General features: G+C 72.0%; 16 protein-coding genes. 9 read left to right on the top strand and 7 right to left on the bottom strand.

Features of this window, described 5'->3' with window-relative positions; translation table 11 throughout:
• Positions 1-48 precede the first annotated feature (48 nt).
• Genes O145_RS06290 through O145_RS06280 form a run of 3 tightly spaced genes read right to left on the bottom strand, consistent with a single transcriptional unit; the run spans position 49 to position 3,376 of the window.
• Entirely contained in the window at positions 49-954 is a 906-nt protein-coding gene (locus O145_RS06290) for an energy-coupling factor transporter transmembrane component T (protein ID WP_043561223.1), read from the bottom strand.
• Complete coding sequence (locus tag O145_RS06285) at positions 951-2,747, bottom strand: ABC transporter ATP-binding protein (RefSeq protein ID WP_052374751.1); 1,797 nt, start codon at positions 2,745-2,747, stop codon at positions 951-953. Before O145_RS06285 ends, O145_RS06290 begins: the two co-directional genes overlap by 4 nt.
• The gene (locus O145_RS06280) at positions 2,744-3,376 is read right to left on the bottom strand and encodes an ECF transporter S component (RefSeq protein ID WP_084682422.1); all 633 of its coding nucleotides are present in this window, start codon (positions 3,374-3,376) and stop codon (positions 2,744-2,746) included. The genes O145_RS06285 and O145_RS06280 overlap by 4 nt, the downstream gene beginning before the upstream one ends.
• Positions 3,377-3,630: 254 nt before the next feature.
• Here O145_RS06280 and O145_RS06275 point away from each other — a divergent pair, with 254 nt between their 5' ends.
• The 7 genes from O145_RS06275 to O145_RS06245 all read left to right on the top strand — a co-directional run bounded on the left by O145_RS06275 (position 3,631) and on the right by O145_RS06245 (position 12,006).
• On the top strand, positions 3,631-4,965 hold the full coding sequence (locus O145_RS06275; RefSeq protein ID WP_043561219.1) for a homoserine dehydrogenase: 1,335 nt from the start codon (positions 3,631-3,633) through the stop codon (positions 4,963-4,965).
• Positions 4,966-4,967: 2 nt separating this feature from the next.
• Positions 4,968-5,870: a homoserine kinase gene (gene thrB / locus O145_RS06270; RefSeq protein ID WP_043561375.1), complete on the top strand. Its 903-nt coding sequence runs from the start codon at positions 4,968-4,970 to the stop codon at positions 5,868-5,870.
• Between the two features lie 345 nt (positions 5,871-6,215).
• Positions 6,216-6,506 (top strand): hypothetical protein, encoded by a 291-nt coding sequence (locus O145_RS06265; RefSeq protein WP_043561218.1) that lies wholly within the window; start codon positions 6,216-6,218, stop codon positions 6,504-6,506.
• A 46-nt stretch (positions 6,507-6,552) separates the two neighbouring features.
• Positions 6,553-7,233 carry a DUF6891 domain-containing protein gene (locus O145_RS06260; RefSeq protein ID WP_052374772.1) on the top strand — a complete coding sequence of 227 codons (681 nt, stop codon included), beginning with the start codon at positions 6,553-6,555 and terminating at the stop codon, positions 7,231-7,233.
• A 367-nt stretch (positions 7,234-7,600) separates the two neighbouring features.
• Positions 7,601-9,658 carry a transcription termination factor Rho gene (gene rho, locus O145_RS06255; RefSeq protein ID WP_043561212.1) on the top strand — a complete coding sequence of 686 codons (2,058 nt, stop codon included), beginning with the start codon at positions 7,601-7,603 and terminating at the stop codon, positions 9,656-9,658.
• A gap of 387 nt (positions 9,659-10,045) precedes the next feature.
• Positions 10,046-11,089, top strand: coding sequence for a Gfo/Idh/MocA family protein (locus O145_RS06250; RefSeq protein ID WP_229118392.1), 1,044 nt, complete (start codon positions 10,046-10,048; stop codon positions 11,087-11,089).
• 11 nt (positions 11,090-11,100) lie between these two features.
• On the top strand, positions 11,101-12,006 hold the full coding sequence (locus O145_RS06245) for a sugar phosphate isomerase/epimerase family protein (protein ID WP_229118391.1): 906 nt from the start codon (positions 11,101-11,103) through the stop codon (positions 12,004-12,006).
• A 234-nt stretch (positions 12,007-12,240) separates the two neighbouring features.
• On the opposite strand, the gene O145_RS16395 is transcribed toward O145_RS06245, so the two are convergent.
• Genes O145_RS16395 through O145_RS06225 form a run of 4 tightly spaced genes read right to left on the bottom strand, consistent with a single transcriptional unit; the run spans position 12,241 to position 15,900 of the window.
• Positions 12,241-12,897 (bottom strand): TetR/AcrR family transcriptional regulator, encoded by a 657-nt coding sequence (locus tag O145_RS16395; protein ID WP_052374749.1) that lies wholly within the window; start codon positions 12,895-12,897, stop codon positions 12,241-12,243.
• Complete coding sequence (locus O145_RS06235; RefSeq protein ID WP_043561206.1) at positions 12,894-14,027, bottom strand: ABC transporter permease; 1,134 nt, start codon at positions 14,025-14,027, stop codon at positions 12,894-12,896. Before O145_RS06235 ends, O145_RS16395 begins: the two co-directional genes overlap by 4 nt.
• Entirely contained in the window at positions 14,024-15,103 is a 1,080-nt protein-coding gene (locus O145_RS06230) for an ABC transporter permease (RefSeq protein WP_043561203.1), read from the bottom strand. Before O145_RS06230 ends, O145_RS06235 begins: the two co-directional genes overlap by 4 nt.
• A 14-nt stretch (positions 15,104-15,117) precedes the next feature.
• Entirely contained in the window at positions 15,118-15,900 is a 783-nt protein-coding gene (locus tag O145_RS06225; RefSeq protein ID WP_229118390.1) for an ABC transporter ATP-binding protein, read from the bottom strand.
• Positions 15,901-16,477: 577 nt separating this feature from the next.
• On the opposite strand from O145_RS06225, the gene O145_RS06220 reads away from it, so the two are divergent.
• Together O145_RS06220 and O145_RS18005 are read left to right on the top strand one after the other, a co-directional pair.
• The gene (locus O145_RS06220; RefSeq protein WP_043561200.1) at positions 16,478-17,080 is read left to right on the top strand and encodes a hypothetical protein; all 603 of its coding nucleotides are present in this window, start codon (positions 16,478-16,480) and stop codon (positions 17,078-17,080) included.
• A gap of 263 nt (positions 17,081-17,343) precedes the next feature.
• Positions 17,344-17,670, top strand: a 327-nt coding sequence (locus O145_RS18005) for a hypothetical protein (protein WP_229118389.1), incomplete at its 3' end; no start/stop codon positions are given.

Here is a 17,670-nt window from a genome sequence, read left to right as displayed (position 1 = left end):
GGTCAAGCGAGTCTCACCTTACAGCGATTCCGTGGAGGTGATGGAGCATCAGATGTCGTGGATGACGAGCCCGTCGCCGCTGAAGCGCACGGCGATGGCGGCCGCCAGGGCCCAGCAGACCAGGACGAGGACGGTGTCGCGCCACCGCCAGCGGGGGGCCGAGCGCTCGCTCCGGGTGCGGTGGGCGCCGAACCCGCGCGCGTCCATCGACATGGACACCCGCTCGGCGTGACGCACGGCCCCGGCCATGAGGGCGGGCACCGCCGACCACCGCCGCGCCAGGGGCCTCAGGAGCGGCAGCCGCGCCCGAGTGCCGCGCAGGGCGTGCGCCTCCTGGATGACCCGGTACTCGGCGGCGAAGCGCTCCCGGAAGCCGAGGGCCGCCATGCCCGCGTAGCCGATGCGGTAGGGCACATGCAGGTGGATCACCATCGCCCGCAGCAGGTCCTGGGGGCTGGCGAGGAGGCCGGTGAGGAGGAACAGCGACAGGGCCGTGCCGAGCTTGCCGCCCAGGCGCGCTCCGGCGACGACCTGGTTGAGCTGGAGGCTCGCGCCGAAGGCGTCGATGACGACCGGGGAGGCGCCGACGCGCTCAATGGGGGCGGAGACGGCCAGGAGCACGGCGATGACCGCGGCGAGCGCGAGGACCGCCGCAGCCAGGAGAGGGCCGCGCCGCAGGTCGGTCAGGATCAGGAGGACGGTGGCGGTCCCGAGCGCCCACAGCGCCGGGACCGGAGTGGTCTGGATCGCGACCACGACGATGATCGGCACGATGGCGGCGAAGGGGGACAGCGGGTCCAAGGCGAGCAGGCCGCCGAGCCCCGGACCGGCCCCCTCGGGCGAGCGGAGGCCGGCCGACGTCGTGCCCTCCAAGGCCGGGGCGGCGTGCGCAGCATCCTCGGCGGCCGGGGCGCTCCCGACCGCGGCCGAGGGGACAGGGGCCGGATCGCTCATGCCAGCTCCTTCCAGGAGACGCGGGTGGGCGTCGCCGCCCCCAGGTCCGCGGCGGCGCGGGTCAGGCGGGCCAGCGGCGGCGGGCGCAGGCCGGCGCGGGCCAGCAGCGGGGCGTCGGCGAGGACCTCGCGGGCCGGGCCCTCGCTCAGGACCGTTCCCCCGGCCAGGATGAGGACGCGGTCGGCGTGGTCGGCGGCGAGCTCCATGTCGTGGGTGGTGATGACCAGGCCCGCCCCCTGGGCGGCGACGTCGCGGAGGCGGCCCATGAGCGCCTCGGCGCCCCGGCGGTCCTGGCCGAAGGTCGGCTCGTCCAGGCAGACGACCTCGCGGTGCTCGCCGAGCACCGAGGCCACGGACAGGCGCCGCTGCTGGCCCCCGGAGAGCAGGAAGGGGTTCGCGTCCGCGCGGTCGACCAGGTCGAAGCGGGCGAGCATCTCATCGACCGCCCGATCCACCCGAGCCTCCTCGGCGCCTTCCAGGCGCATGCCGTGGGCCAGCTCGTCGCGCACGGTCGGCTCGAGGAACTGGTGCTCCGGGTTCTGCATGACGAGGGTCACCGCCCTCCCGGGGCGACCGGGCCGACGCGGCCTCCCGGCGACGGTCACCTCTCCGGTGGTCCACGCCTCCAGGCCCGCGAGCGCCCGCAGGAGCGTGGACTTGCCCGAGCCGTTGATCCCGACGACGGCGAGGACCTCGCCGCGCCTCAGGGCCAGGTGCACGCCGTGGAGCACCTCGTGGCGGCGCCGTCCCCGCCCGCGGGGCACCGAGAGGTCGCGGGCCACCAGGACGGGCTCCTCGTCGCGGGCGGTGCCGTCGGCACCGCCCCGCGGCGCGGGGTCCTCGGCGGGCGTGGGGCGGGCCGGGCCCGCGCAGAGGGCGGACGGGGCCGCAGCGAGCTCCTGGGCGGCGTCGTCGAGCGTGAGCGGGAAGGCGCTCTCGCGGTCGGCGCTCGCGGCGGTGAGCCCGCGGCCGGCCAGGAGATGGTGCAGGCGCACGGCCGTGGGCAGGCGGATGCCGGCCGCGGCGAGAGCCTCGCCGTGGACGCCGAAGGCCTCCGCCGGCGGGCCGGTCGCAATGGTCTGGCCGTCGGCGTCCAGGGCGATGACCCGGTCGACGGCGCCGATGAGCTCGTCCAGGTCGTGCTCGACGACGAGGACCGCCGTGCCCCGCTCCTTCAGGGCGGGCAGGAGCGCGTAGAAGTCGGCCGAGCCGGACGGGTCGAGGTTGGCGGTCGGCTCGTCGAGCACGAGCAGCGCCGGCTCGACGGCGAGGGCCGCGGCCAGGACCACCCGCTGACGCTGCCCCCCGGAAAGGTCCCAGGGGCTCGCGTCCGCGTAGCGGGCCATGCCGACCGTCTTGAGCGCCGCCAGGGCCCGCGGCTCGATCTGTCCGGCGGGGACCAGCAGGTTCTCCAGGGTGTAGCAGACCTCGTCCAGGACCCGGGTGGTGACGATCTGGGAGTCGGGGTCCTGCATGACCATGGCGACATTGCGGGCCAGGTGGGAGATGTCGGCGTCGGCCGCCTCCTGGCCCGCCACGAGGACGCTGCCGCGGTAGTCGGAGGGCACCGAGTGCGGCACGAGCCCGTTGAGGGTGAGCGTGACGGTGGACTTGCCGCAGCCGGAGGGGCCGAGCAGGAGAGTCGTGGTCCCGGCGGGGAGCGAGAGCGTCACGCCTCCCGGGATCCAGGCCTCGGTGCCCGCGTAGCGCACGCTCGCCCGGTCCAGGCGGGCGAGCGGGGACGCGTCCTCGTCTCCGGCGTCTCGGGCCGCCCCGGCGGTGGGGGCCGTCATCGGGCGACGCCGACGCCGGTGCGCGCCAGGGCCCGCTTGAGCAGCAGGCAGACGCCCGCGCCCGCCCAGCAGGAGACGATCGCGAGGACAATGCCCAGGGCCGTCTGGCGACCGGTGAGAGCGATCTGGAAGCCCCAGCCGTAGGCGGCGGCGTTGAGTCCGCCGAAGATGACGCCGGAGATGGCGTAGACCCACCAGGCCCATTTGCGGTAGAGGAGCAGGGCCACTGGTGCGCCCACATAGCACGCGCCGATGATGTTGCCGAGGATCGCGGTCGGGCCCTGCGGGGTGAGGAAGGCGGAGATGACGCCCATGACCAGGCTGCCGATGACGAAGGCTCCCGGCTTGTTCACAATGACGCCGGGCAGGAGGTAGGGGATGATCCATGCGCCCATGAGGGCGCACATAATGAGGATGCCGCGCGGGCTGACCGCCACGACGACGGACAGGTAGGTCAGCGGGACGACGAGGATCGACCCCACCACGCCGAGAGCGGCGACGGTCATGAGGTTGCGGGTGCCCAGGACCGAGTCGCGCAGACCACCGCGGGCCGAGGACCGGATGACGGGCTCGTCGGGGTCGCCGACCGGGTCGGGGCTCGGAGCGGGAGGGGTCCCGGACGCGTTCATGGTGTGCTCCTGGGCGGGTGAGAGATGGGCGGGTGAGAGACATCTGTCATGACGTCTGCTCAGCACGTGGATGACGGATGTGAGAGTGGGATTTAGGCGAGGCTTACACAAGATAAGACCGCTTCTCAGGTAAGGTCAAGGCCGGTCTCGCTGAGGGTCGTGCCGGATGAGTGCGGACGCGCGGGCGTTGCCACTTATGCTGGGGCGCGACGCAGTCGCCCTCCGGCGAGTCCCTCTCAAGCAAGGTGGTCCCCGTGACTGAGCAGCCCCAGCCGGCCTCCCCCCTCCCCGGCGCCGCACCCGCGCTGCGGGTCGGCGTCCTCGGCTCCGGCACCGTCGGCACCCAGGTAGTCCGGCTCCTGCTGGAGCAGGCCGACGACTTCGCCGCGCGCAGTGGCGCCCGCATGGAGATCACCGGCATCGCCGTGCGCGACCTCGACGCCCCCCGGGACCCGGCCGTCCCCCGCGCCCTTCTGACGGACGACGCCACCGCCGTCGCCACCGGCAACGACATCGTCATCGAGCTCATCGGCGGCATCGAGCCTGCCCGCACCCTCATCCTGGCGGCCCTGAAGTCCGGCGCCAGCGTCATCACCGGCAACAAGGCCCTCATCGCCGCCCACGGGCCCGAGCTCTACGACGCCGCGGCGGCCGCCGGCACCGACTTCTACTACGAGGCCGCCGTCGCCGGCGCCATCCCCGTCGTCTACGCCCTGCGCGAGTCCATGGCCGGCGACCGGGTCACCAGCGTGCTCGGCATCGTCAACGGCACCACCAACTACATCCTGGACGAGATGAGCACCAAGGGCCTCTCCTTCGAGGAGGCCCTGGCCACCGCCCAGGCCCTCGGCTACGCCGAGGCCGACCCCACCGCCGACGTCGACGGCCTGGACGCCGCCGCCAAGGCCGCCATTCTCGCCTCCCTGTCCTTCCACACCCGCGTCGGCCTGTCCGACGTCCAGGTCGAGGGCATCCGCTCCGTCACCGCCGACGACATACGCGAGGCCCACGCCTCCGGCTGCGAGATCAAGCTCCTGGCCATCGCCCAGTACCGCGACGACGCGCACGCCCGCGGCGTGTCCGTGCGAGTCCACCCCTCGCTCGTGCCGGCCGACAACCCGCTGGCCTCCGTGCACGGGGCCTTCAACGCCGTCCTCATCGACGCCGAGGCCGCCGGCCGCCTCATGTTCTACGGGCAGGGCGCGGGTGGCGCCCCGACGGCCTCCGCCGTCCTGTCCGACGTCGTCGCGGCGGCGTCCCACCGTGTCAACGGCGGCCAGGCCCCCCGCGAGTCGAGCTACGCCGACCTGCCGATCCTCGGCCCCGGCTCCGCGATCACCCGCTACCAGGTCCAGCTGCGCGTGGACGACAAGCCCGGCTCCCTGGCGATCGTCGCCGGCGTCTTCGCCGACAACGACGTGTCCATCGACTCGGTGCGCCAGAGCACCTATGTCGGCGGGCGCGACGCCATTGTCACCATCGTCACCCACCCCGCCGGCGTCTTCCACCTTGATGCGGCCGTCAGCTCGCTGCGCGAGGAGGACCGCGTGCTCGAGGTCGTCTCCGTCCGGCGCGTCGAGGGGCAGTGACCATGCGCCTGGCCAATGAGCGGGCTGCCGTCCGGGTGCCCGCCACCACCGCCAACATGGGGCCCGGCTTCGACTCCTTCGGCATGGCCTTCCGCTACTACGACGAGGTCGAGGTCCGCCCGGTCGCGGGCGCCACCCACGTGCGCGTCGAGGGCGTGGGGGAGGGGATCGTCCCCACCGACGACGACAACCTCGTCGTGCGCGCCCTGCGCGCCGGTCTCGACGCCGTCGGCGCGCCGCAGGCCGGATTCGAGATGCGCTGCGTCAACCGCATTCCGCACGGCGGGGGCATGGGCTCGTCCGCCTCCGCGGCCGTGGCCGGTCTCATGCTCGCCCGCGGCCTGCTCTCCGAGCCCCGGGCCCTGTCCGACGGCAAGGTGTTCCGCATCGCCACCGACTTCGAGGGGCATCCGGACAACGTCGCGCCGGCCGTCTTCGGCGGGGCGACCGTGGCCTGGGTGGAGGCCGACGGCACGCCCCGGGCCGCCCCCATGCCGGTGGACGGCTCCCTGTCGGTGAGCCTTCTCGTGCCGCCGCCCGCGACGCGCCTGAGCACCGAGGAGGCGCGCGAGGTCCTGCCCGACCGTGTGCCGCGGGCCGACGCCCTGTTCAACACCTCGCGGGCCGCCGTGCTCATGCTCGCGCTGGCGGGCCGCCCCGACCTGCTCATGGCCGGCACCGAGGACCGCCTTCACCAGGACTACCGCCGGGGCGTGCTGCCCGCGTCGACGGCGGTGATGGACTCCCTGCGCGCCCAGGGCTATCCCGCGGTCATCTCCGGCGCCGGACCCACGGTGCTGGTGCTGGCGAATGTCGCGCAGCAGACCCGCTTCACCCTGGAGCGGCACGGCTGGATGGTTCTGCGGCCCGGCATCGACACCCGCGGCGCGGTCCTGACCCGCTGAACCGGCCCCCGCGACGGCCAGGTCGCCCGTACGCGTGAAGCAGCAGCAGGTCAATGGGGCCCGTGCACGTTGAGAGAAGAGGACGGCACCTGGTAGAGATGCCTCCTGCCGTGCTTGAGAACGCGACGTGATCATGATGCAGACGGGTACGCGGTGCCCGCACCGGAGAGGAGCGTCCTCATGGGTACTGGAGGTACTGGGCGGCCGTAGCACGCGGCCGTACGGCTAATATGGCCGCGCTTGTCGCCACCCATATCGGTCAGGCCCTCAAGGCGTCGTCCTCGCCGGAACAATCTGCTGTACAAGCCGCCCGACCCCGCTGGCCCGTCCGGCGCCGTTGAAAGCATGCTCCAGACGATGTACGCGGTGGTCTTCGACCCCGGTGCCAACAACCATCCCGGAGGCGTTCTCAGCTCCGCGGTCTACTACTGGGCCCCTGAGGGCGCGCCCGAGCAGGCGACTTGGTTCCGCGAGGCCTATGGCAGGATCTCGGCTCTCCTCATCCCCGGAGAGCTCTTCAGCGGGCGCTTCCCCCAGCATTTCATCCAATCCGCATTGACGGGCCCTGACGGGCGCCCGCAGGATCGCCCGAGAAGCTTCTGGACGTGTCTCAGGACGATGGTGAGCGCTTGGTGAGCGGTCCCCATGGGCGGAGCCAGGGAGGGGCTCTACGATGGAGGGCATGAGCTCGACGAGAGATTTCCGTGATTTCAATAGTCAGCCTCAGGGGCTGCGCCTGTCCGCCGACATTATTCCTCCTTCAATCGAGGAAGAAGTCCGCGCGGCGATCTGGAACCAGGTTGTTCTGGGCAACGCCGATGAGGCGACCCTGGTTTTTGATATCACTGACCAGTTCTCGGAGGAGGCGCCGGTCAGTGAGGACGGCGTTCGCACCGCCGTCCGGTACCTGCTCGCCGCCCGCCGCAGGCAGCAGGAGTCCTTCGGGGAGGTCGTGACCAACCTCGACAGCGCCTTCGCCGCTCTGCGCGAGCGCGAGATCGTCGCCGAGCAGGCCTTCTCCTGCTGCAACAACTGCGGCTTCGACGAGATCCAGGAGGTGGCCGACGGCCCGCAGTGGGCCGGCTTCGTCTTCTTCCACATGCAGGACGCCGAGCGTCTCGTCGAGACGGGGGAGACCTACCTGTCCTACGGGATGTTCTGGCGCCACTACAAGACGCGCGAGGAGTTCGACGCCATGAGCGGGACCGAGAAGGACGCCTACTACGAGGAGCAGACCCTCGACCTCATGCGGCGCGTCGTCGTCCCCGTATTGCGCGGGCACGGCATGGAGGTGGACTGGGACGGCGACCTGAGGACCCGCGTCCTCGTGCGCGGCGCGGAGCTCTACCGGGCCATCTCCTGAAGTCTCGGGAAGCCCCGGCCAAGGGGCGCCGTTGCGGCGGTCCGGAGGCGGCAAGGCCTCGGCAGGGGAGGCCTCCCGCGCCGTATGACCCGCACGGGGAGGGGCGCGGGTGAACAGGCGCACAGGAACGTGGCGTGCGCTATACGGACGGCAGGCGCTGTGCGTATGCGTTCACGGTCGCGGGCTGCTACACTTTTCGCATCTGCCCTGCGGATTGCACCGCACCGCAGATTTCATGAGACCCGGACGTGGGGCCCAGCCCCACCACAGCCCGGCAGTGCATGGCCCACCCCGTGAATGGTTCCGGGGGGAGTCCCCCAGTTGAACGTTTCCCTTCGTGGAGCGCAATCACACCGTTAGGATACTCGTGACCGAGACCTCCAGCGCCCAGCCCTCGCTTTCGACAATGCGCCTGGCCGAGCTCCAGCAGCTCGCGTCCTCGATGGGCCTCAAGGGCATCTCCCGTATGCGTAAGAGCGAGCTTGTCGCCGCTATTCGCGGCGGAGCCTCCGGCGGCTCCGCCGCGACCCCCGCCCGCGCTCCTCGGAGCGGCACCGCCTCCGGAGACAGGGCGACGGCGGCGACGAATGCGCCCGTGACCGAGCCCGCCGCCAAGCGGGACGACAAGGCCGAGTCCGCCGAGACGGCCGACTCATCCGAGACACAGCCGGCCGGTACCCAGCCGTCCGGCGCCGAGCGGGCCGAGCCCGGCCAGGCGCAGTCCCGTCCGCGTCGTCGTGCGACTGCGGCGACGAGCACCCCGAGGACCGGGCCCCCCGCCCTCGAGCTGCCGATCCGCCTGGAGGAGGACGACGACGGCGCCGCGGGCGAGAACCGTGGCCGTGGGCCGGTGCGCGGGCGCGATGCTCAGCGCGGCAACGAGCAGGGCGCCTCGGAGGCTTCGCGACGCGGGCGCCGTCGGGCCCAGGCCGCTGCGGGCGCCCCGGAGCGGGCCGATCGCGAGCACTCCGACTCCCCGGAGGGCCATCTCGATGCGAAGGCGGCGCTCATGCGCGACCTCGCCGACGCCACCGGCACTCCCGCCATCGAGCCCAGTGAGCGCAAGCGCCGCGACGGCGGCGGGCGGGGCAATGAGACCGACTGGGACGAGGAGGGCCGCGGCGGGCGCCGTCGTCGCGGTCGCAAGCGCCGTGACCGCGATCGTGACCGCGACGGCTCTCAGGGCGAGGGCGGCCAGGGGCGCGGCCAGCAGCCGCGCGAGGACGAGGTGCTCCTGCCCGTCGCCGGCATCCTCGACGTCTCGGACCACCAGCACGCCTACCTGCGCACCTCCGGCTACCTGTCCGGCCCCAAGGACGTCTACGTCTCCGCCCACCAGATCAAGGACAACGGTCTGCGTCCGGGCGACGCCATCACGGGCTGGGTCCGCGAGGGCGGGGAGACCGCCCACCCCGGCGGCCAGAGCCGCAGCAACCGCCGGCAGAACCGCGCGGGCCGTGTCAAGTACAACCCGCTGGTGAGCGTCGAGACCGTTAACGGGATGGACCCCGAGCGGGCCAAGCGCCGCCCCGAGTTCACCAAGCTCACTCCTCTCTACCCCCAGGAGCAGCTGCGGCTGGAGACCACGCCCAAGGCCATGACGCCGCGCGTCATCGACCTGGTCGCCCCCATCGGCAAGGGGCAGCGCGGGCTCATCGTCTCCCCGCCCAAGGCGGGCAAGACGATCGTCCTCCAGCAGATCGCCAACGCGATCAGCGTCAACAACCCCGAGGCCCACCTCATGGTCGTGCTCGTCGATGAGCGCCCCGAGGAGGTCACCGACATGCAGCGCACGGTCAAGGGCGAGGTCATCGCCTCCACCTTCGACCGCCCCGCCTCCGACCACACCACCGTCGCCGAGCTCGCCATTGAGCGCGCCAAGCGCCTGGTGGAGCTCGGCCAGGACGTCGTCGTGCTGCTGGACTCCATCACCAGGCTCGGCCGGGCCTACAACCTGGCCGCTCCGGCCAGCGGCCGTATCCTGTCCGGCGGTGTGGACGCCTCCGCCCTCTACCCGCCCAAGCGCTTCTTCGGGGCGGCCCGCAATATCGAGAACGGCGGGAGCCTGACGATCCTGGCCACGGCACTGGTGGAGACCGGTTCGAAGATGGACGAGGTGATTTTCGAGGAGTTCAAGGGCACCGGCAACATGGAGCTGCGCCTGTCCCGCCAGCTGGCGGAGAAGCGCATCTTCCCGGCCGTGGACGTGGCCGCCTCCTCCACCCGCCGCGAGGAGCTGCTCATCGACCCCGCCCAGCTCAAGATCATGTGGCGCCTGCGCCGCCTGTTCACGGGCCTGGAGCAGCAGCAGGCCCTCGAGCTGGTCCTCGGCAAGCTCAAGGACACCCAGTCCAACGCCGAGTTCCTCATGGTCATCTCCAAGACGACGCCGTCGGGAACCTCGCTGGCCGACTCCGAGGAGTAGGTGCGGCGGAAGGCGCCGGAGGGGGCCGTGCGGCCACTCGATCCGACTGGTCGTGCGGCCCCCTCCGGCGGGATCGGTCGAGTTCCGCGTCGAGATCGGTTCAGAGCACCGGGCGCCCCATGGCTCTCTTCGACCGCTACGCGCTGCACCGCCTTCTGGAGCCCGCGGAGGACGGCGAACTCGTATGAGCGCGGGCGGCCGGCTCGCTTGGACGCGATCCCGCCGCACACCCGCCCCCGTTCCGACGGCCCGGCGGCGAACCCGACGCGCCGCCGCTCCGTCCCGCCCCCCCCGCGGCGGGCCGCGGTGTGCGAGGGCTCCTCACTGCGGACGTAATTGATTACGCTCCGTGTTGGCGGGAGAACGCCCCGCATCGTTCGAGGAGGAATGATGGAGACAGGCCTGAGAGTCGGAATCATCGGTACCGGTGTCATGGGCGCCGACCACGCCCGCAACCTCGCCCGGGGAGTGCGCGGCGCCGCGCTCACGGCGATCGCCGACGCGGATGCTGCACGCGCGAACGCGCTCGCCCAGGACGTCGGAGGCGCAATCGTCTACCCCGGCGGGGAGGAGATGATCGCCTCCGGCCGGGTCGACGCGGTCATTATCGCCGTCCCCGACCCGCTCCACGCGCCGCTGGCCCGGGCCTGCCTTGAGGCGGGACTGCCCGTCCTGTGCGAGAAGCCCCTGGCCCCCACGGCCTTCGAGGCCGCCGACGTCGTGCGCGCCCACCGGGCGCTGGAGCGGCCGCTGCTCACCGTCGGCTTCATGCGGCGCTTCGACCCCGGCTACCGGGCCATGCGGGCGCGCCTGGCCTCCGGGGCCGACGGCGCCCTCCTGATGACCCACTCCGTGCACCGCAACGTCGAGGCCTACCCCGGCCAGGACTCCAGCGCGACGGTGACCAACTCCGCCGTCCACGAGATCGACATCCTGCCCTGGCTCTCCGGGCACGACATCGTCGAGGTCCAGTGGGCCTGCGGCCGCGCCTCGAGCCTCATCTCCGAGCGCCACGACCCCCAGCTGCTCCTGCTGCGCGACTCCGCCGGCATCCTGCACACCGTCGAGCTCCAGGTCCACGCCCGGTACGGCTACGACGTGCGCTGCGAGCTCGTCTGCGAGCGCGCCAGCGTCGAGCTGCCCGGCGTCCCCGCCCTCGTCGAGGCCGACGAGCTCGTCGTCTCCTCCGGCCTGGCCCGCACCAGCGCCTACCCCGCCGACTGGCGCCCGCGCTTCGCCGCCGCCTACCGGGCCGAGCTCTCGGCCTGGGTGGACGCGGCCCTCCACGGGCGCCTGCCCGAGGACGCCGCCACGGCCGAGGACGCCCTGCGCACGACCGTCGTCGCCGAGGCCCTCGTGCGCTCCATGAACGACGGCGGTCGCCGCGTGAGCGTGCCCGCGCTCGACGAGGTCCTGGCCAAGGGGCGCTGAACCGCTGGGCCATGGAGATCGGCATCGTCACGGACTCCTTCGCGCACCTGCCCTTCGAGCGGATGCTCGACACCGCCGCCGGGCTCGGCCTCACCGCCGTCGAGCTGCCCACCGGCGGCTGGTCGAGCGCGCCCCACCTCGACCTGGCCGCTGTGCTCGGCGACGCGGGCGAGCGCGACCGCTGCCTCGGCGCGATCCGCGAGCGCGGGCTGCGCGTGAGCGCCCTCAACATCAACGGCAACCAGCTGCACCCGGTCATCGGCGGCAGGATCGACGAGCTGGTGCACCGCACCGTCGACCTCGCCGAGCTCATGGGTGTCGGCACGGTCGTCCTCATGTCTGGCCTGCCCGCGGGCGCGCCCGGGGACCGCACCCCCAACTGGGTGACGACGTCCTGGCCCCCGGAGACCCAGGAGGTCCTCGACTACCAGTGGAACGAGGTCGCCATCCCGTACTGGCGGCTGCTGGCGCGCTACGGCGAGGAGCGGGGCGTGCGCTTCGCCGTCGAGATGCACGGCGACCAGCTCGTCTACAACACCGCCACCCTCCTGCGCCTGCGCGAGGCCGTCGGCGACGTCGTCGGCCCAACCTCGACCCCTCCCACCCCATGTGGATGGGCGCCGACCCGCGGGCCATGGCCGCGGCCCTCGCCGGCGCCGTCTACAACGTCCACGTCAAGGACGCCCGCGTCAACGAGGCGATCAGCGCCGTCAACGGGCTCCTGGACACCCAGCCGCCCGAGCGCGCGGCCACCCGCGCCTGGAACTACGTTACCCTCGGCCTGGGGCGGCCCGGAGGCCGTCAGTTCTGGGGGCAGCTCCTGGCCGACCTGCGGGCCGGCGGCTACGACGACGTGCTGGCCATCGAGCACGAGGACGTCCTCTTCGACGCCGTCGAGGGCGTGGAGGCCACGGTGAGCCTTCTGCGCGAGGTGACCCCGGTGCTCCCGCCCAGCTGGAAGCCGCAGGACGTCTGAGGCGCCCCGCCCGTCCGGGGCCGGAGCGCCGCGCAGGTAGCCGCGCTCCCGCAGCGGGTCGAGGTTCGCGTTGCGCAGCTCGACCGTGGAGTCCCGGGCGGCGCGGGAGACGTCCATGAGGCCGGCGCGGCGGTGTGCGGGTGGGGATGTCGTGGCTGACGTACCCTATTGCCCATCAGAGCGCGGGAGACGACGGCGTCTGCCCGGCGGGTCGTGCGGCCGCCGCGCGCGGGGGAGCCGCCTGGTCGATGGCGTCCTGGAGGAGATCGCCGTAGACGACGACGGCCTCGTCGCGCGACAGGGCGGCGGTGTGCTCGCTCCGCAGGAGACAGCGGGCGGTGATGTACCCGGCGATGATCGTCTCGGCCTGAGCCATCGCCCGCCCGCGTCGGGCGCGCCCCGCGGGCAGGAGCTCCTCGGCGACCTGCCTGATGCGCTCGCCGATAACACGGGTCAGCAGGGTGCGGGTCCGTGCGTCGCCGGTGAGGGTGGAGACGAGGCGGTCGCCGTAGGGGGACTCGTAGACGGCGGTCAGGAAGGCGAACAGCCTTCGCCCTATTCCGGGCAGGCCCGGCGAGGTGACGTAGTCGATGACCCGGTCGGCGTTGATCGGCACGTGCATGGCCTCGAAGAAGAGCTGTTCCTTGGAGCTGAAGTAGTAGTGGATGAGAGCGGGGTCGCATTCGGCGGCGCGCGCCACCGCGCGCAGGGAGACGGCGGAGAAGCCGTCGCGCAGGAACACCTCCCATGCGACGGCGAGGATGTGCTCGCGGGTCTCGGGGCTCCCCGGGCGCCGGCCGCGCGGGCGGGGCCCCTCGGCGCCGGTCGTCATCCGCGGCCTCCTGGTCGTCGGCGGGCGAACCGCCGGTGGTACATGAGTGTGGCAGTGGCCAGCAGTATGGCGCATACGACTGCGAGCAGGCCGTAGGAGGCGCCGGCGTCGTCAACGGGGTAGCCGAAGGCTCTGGACCGGATGAGGCCGAGCGCCCAGGTGTTGGGGATGGCCTCGGCCAGGACCCGTTCGGGGCCTGCGAGGTAGCGGGCGGGTGAGGTCCCGCCGCCGAGGAACCAGCAGAGCACGGCGGCGACCATGGCGCCGACGGCGGCGCCCGCGAACTGTCTGACGCTGAGGGCGAGGATGGTCGCCACGGCCATCCAGATCCCTGTGATGAGCACCAGCGGCACGAGGGCCGGAAGCAGGAACGCGGCGACGTTCAGGCCGCAGACCACCCGGATGAGAACCCCGTTGAAGGCGGCCGTCAGGGCTCCCAGGAGCAGTGAGAAGAGCAGGCGGGCGCACCAGAACGGCCAGGGACCGGCGGGGCTGAGGGCGTACTCGGCCGCCGTCCCCAGGGTCTTCTCCGCGAACAGGAGGTACAGGAGGCTGAACATCGACCCGATGAGGAAGGCGAGCATGAAGATGCCGGCGGCGATGAGCTCGAACCAGTCCACCTGCGAGTCCACGGTGTACTCCTCGTCCACCTGGAGGTCGTAGCCGGGGTACTCGGCGTCGTAGAAGGAGACAATGCCCTCCTGGAGGTAGAGGCGCAGGTTCTTGGCCATGTCCGCGGAGTAGTTGTTGACGTGGAACTCCACGGCGGGGGAGCCGCGGTCCTCGACGCGCCGGGTGAAGTCCTCGCCGATCACGACGACGCCGGCGATCTGGCCGCGCTCATACAGCTCGAGGGCCTCCTGCTCGTCGCCGGTCCGGCTGGTGAAGTACGGCCGGCCGCCTGCGGGCGAGGTCTGCGCCAGGATGTGGTGCTCCAGGCGCGCGCCCAGCCGGCCGGCGTCGTGGTTGACCACGGCGATCTCGAGTGAGGACATATTGCCGAAGGTGATCCAGAAGACCAGCAGGATCGCCGTCGGGGCGATGACGCCCGCGGCGACTGCACGGGGGTCGGCGCGCAGCAGGAGCACGAGCTTGCGCAGCTCGGCGGTGAAGCGGGGCAGGGCGCTCATGAGGAGGCTTCCGGACGGCGCAGGCGCGCCAGGTACAGCCCGGTGGCGCCGAGCACTCCGACGACGGCGGTGACCGCCAGGGCGGTGAGGGCCGCCTGCGGGCGCAGGCGCCCTCCCAGGTAGGACCAGCGCGCGAGATCAATGATGTGCGTGGCGGGGTTGAACCGTGAGAGCGCGACGGCGGCCGGGCCGAAGACGAACATCGGCCCCAGCCCGCCTCCGCCGACCCAGCACACCAGGGCGGTGACCAGGGAGGTCAGGAAGGAGGTGAGGGTGTTGCGGCTGGCGAAGCCGACCATGAGGCCGAAGGCGGAGGAGGCCAGGTATCCGAGGGCGAGCCCTCCCGCCAGGGGCAGGGGGCGGGCCGGGGACAGGCCGGTGAGCAGCCGGAGGACCCCCACCAGGACGACGCCCGCGACCGAGCACTGGACCAGACAGGCGCTCAGCTTGGCCGCGATCACGAGGCCGGGGCGGGTCGGGGCCAGGCGCAGCCAGAGGATCGTTCCGCGCTCCCACTCCCGGGTCATGGACAGCAGGCCGAACAGCAGGCCGGAGAACAGCGCCCCGAAGCCGAGTGCCGACAGGCCGAATGTGGTCGACCAGGGGATGTCCCGGGGATAGGTCGGATGCTCCTCCACGCCGACGTCGCCGCCCTCCAGGTGCGCGGAGGACCAGGTGTACACCGCGCCGGTGAGCCGGTTGCGGAAGTTCTTCGTCATGTTGGTGTTCACGTCGTTGACATAGTGGACGATCGTGCCGGACGTCCGCCCGTCCCGGGCGGAGGGCTCGGCGGCGATGACCACGAGGTCGGTGCTCTCGCCCCGGGGCGGGTCCGCGGTGCCGGGCTCGACCTGGAGGTAGGGCGGGTTGCCCGGGGCGCGGTTGGTGGCCAGAACCTGCGCGAACTCGCTCCGGTCGGGGCCCGGGTGGACGGTCAGGGGCAGGGTGATGTCCCCGCGCACCATGAGCATGAAGAGCGCCATGAACATGACCGGGCTCAGGATCGTCAGCAGCGTGTAGGGGAGGGCGGAGCGCACCTGCCGCAGCTCGGCCCCCACCAGAATGAGGCAGCGCATGGTCGGTGCCCTTCTCAGTCCCGCAGGCCGCGGCCGGTGTGGGACAGGAACACGTCCCCGAGCGAGTCCGCCCCCGCCCGGCTCTTGAGCTCGGCCGGGCTGCCCTGTGCGACCAGCTGGCCGTGATCGAGGATGACCAGGTCGTCGCACAGATAGTCCGCCTCGCCCATGACGTTGGTGGTGACAATGACGGTGATGCCCTGGCCCCGCAGGGCCTTGATGTAGTCCCAGATCCGGTAGGTGCCCTGGACGTCGACCCCGAGCGTGGGCTCGTCCAGCAGCAGGATCCTCGGCCTGTGCATGAGCGCCCGCCCGATGCACAGGCGACGGCGCATTCCGCCGGAGAAGGTCCGAACCGGGTCGTCGGCCCGCTTGGCGAGCTCGACAAGCTCCAGGGTCTTCTCGATCCGGTCGGGGATCTCGCTCACCGAGTCCATGAACAGCGCCCCGTGGAAGCGGAGGTTCTCCCGTGCGGACAGGTCCGGGTAGACGCTGTCGCTCTGCGGCACCAGCCCGATCAGCCCGCGGACTTCGACCGCGTCGCGGACCGGATCGAGGCCTCCCACCCTGATGTTTCCCCTCGACGCGGCGAGCAGACCGGTGATCAGGTTGATCACGGTGGACTTGCCGGCGCCGTTCGGCCCCAGCAGCCCGTAGACGCGCCCCTGCGGGACGCGCCAGGTGAGTCCGTCCACGCGCGGCTCGCCTCCGAGCAGGACGCTCACCCGGTCGAGCTCCACCATCCAGCCGGTGTCGGCGTCCTCGGGGGCGTTTACTCTCCCGTGTTCCTCTCCCATGCTGCGCTCCTCATACCTGTCCCGCGCGGGCCGCCCGCCGCGGCCGCCATGACTCACCGTCGCGCTCGCGTCGACGAGCGGCAAGCACTGATGAATTACCGGGCGCCGGAGACAACTGTTCTGGCGTCCGGGTGCCGGACGAGGGGCGGGAGATGATGAAATCGTCGTCCCGTGCGGCGGCGACGAGCCGGCGGGGGCCGGTGAGGTCTCGGTCACTTTATGGCTGGTCGTCCACGAAGGAACAGGTGTACAGTCGACTGTGACCCGTACCTCTCCGCCCGAAGGACGTCCCGTGAAGCGATCCCACATCACTACCGGTCTGCTCGGTGCTGTGCTGAGCGCTGGTCTGCTCCTCGCGCCGGTTGCGGCGGCCGATACGATAACAAGCGACGGCTCGTCCGAGCCGTCTCCGACCGCCACTGCGAGCCCGACACCCACTCCTGGCCCAAAGAGCGCCGCCGACTCCCCCGAGGCTCCGAGGCCGAGCTCCGGTGGGGAAGAGAGGGCGCCCGGCGCCGCCGAGGATCCGGCGGAGCCCGGCAAGGGCGACGCCGGTGCTGGCGGGGATCCGGCGGCCGTGACCCCGGCGGAGGCCGGCGAGGCGCCTCCTGTCGGCCCCGCTGATCCTGCTGAGTCCGCCGATCCCGCCGCCGAGGATCCCGCACCGGCGACGGCGGGCGCTGTCGTCGCCGGCGACCCGGGGATGACCTCCAAGAACAAGCAGTACAGCAACGAGGCCTCGATCGTCTCCATCCATCGAGAGGGCTGCGTCCTGACCTTCGAGGTCCAGGTCAACACCGCGGGCACCTACACCATTGCCGTCTGGGATGACGGTGCGCAGGTCGGCACCGTGGAGGTCGGTGGCACGGCCGACGAGGTCGTCACCGCCACCTACACGATGGGTGCGAACGTCGGCACCGAGGCGTGGGGCTATGACTTCCTCCTGAAGTCGGGCGAGGCCAAGGTCCAGTACATCGACTGGAACTTCGAGGGCTCGGAGATGGTGATGACCCAGTGCGCCGCCGCGGCGGCCTCTCAGGTCCCGGTCGCCGCCACGGCCTCCTCCAAGCCCGCTCACGCCCTGGCCAGGACCGGTCCCGCTGTCGGCCTGGGCGTGCTGATCGTGCTGGTCCTGATTGGCGGGGGCATCGCACTGCGCCGCTTCCGCCACAAGTCCTGAACCAATAGCTGACGGGCAGGTGCATGCACCGTGGCGCTGCGACTCCCAATGGGGCTGCGGCGCCACGGCAGTTCCAAAGAGAGACCAAAATTGGGACTTTAGGCCGTTGCGCGCATGGGAGTGGCATGTACTAGGGGCGTGGTTGCGGTTCCGGTCATGGAAAATGGCAAGTTTTTGTTCTTGTGGGACCGCAATGGCCTTTGTTGCGATGAAGGGGCAGACACCTGGATCTGCTCCTGACATCAAAACGAAGGACACCCCTCATGCGACGAAGCATTATCACTGGTGCGGCTGCCGCTCTTCTCGCCGGCTGCCTCGTGGCGCCGGCATCCGCGGAAGAGGCCCCGGACCCCGCCGCCGATCCCGTACCTGCCGCCGAGGCCGCCGAGCCTGCGGCTGAGGCGCCCGCCGAGCCTGCGCCCGAGGCCGAGGCGCCCGCCGAGGCCGCCGAGCCTGCGGTCGAGGCCGAGCTCGCTGAGGCCGCTGCGCCTGCGGCCGAGGCCGAGCCTGCCGAGCCTGCGCCTGCGGCTGAGCCTGCCGCCGAGCCCGCCGAGCCCGCGCCCGAGGCGCCTGCCGAGCCTGCGCCTGCG

This window comes from Actinomyces israelii DSM 43320, assembly GCF_000711965.1.
In the GTDB taxonomy this organism is placed as follows: Bacteria; Actinomycetota; Actinomycetes; order Actinomycetales; family Actinomycetaceae; genus Actinomyces; species Actinomyces israelii.
The sequence above is the reverse complement of the archived record's forward strand: the minus strand, read 5'-3'. Positions and strand labels throughout refer to the sequence as shown.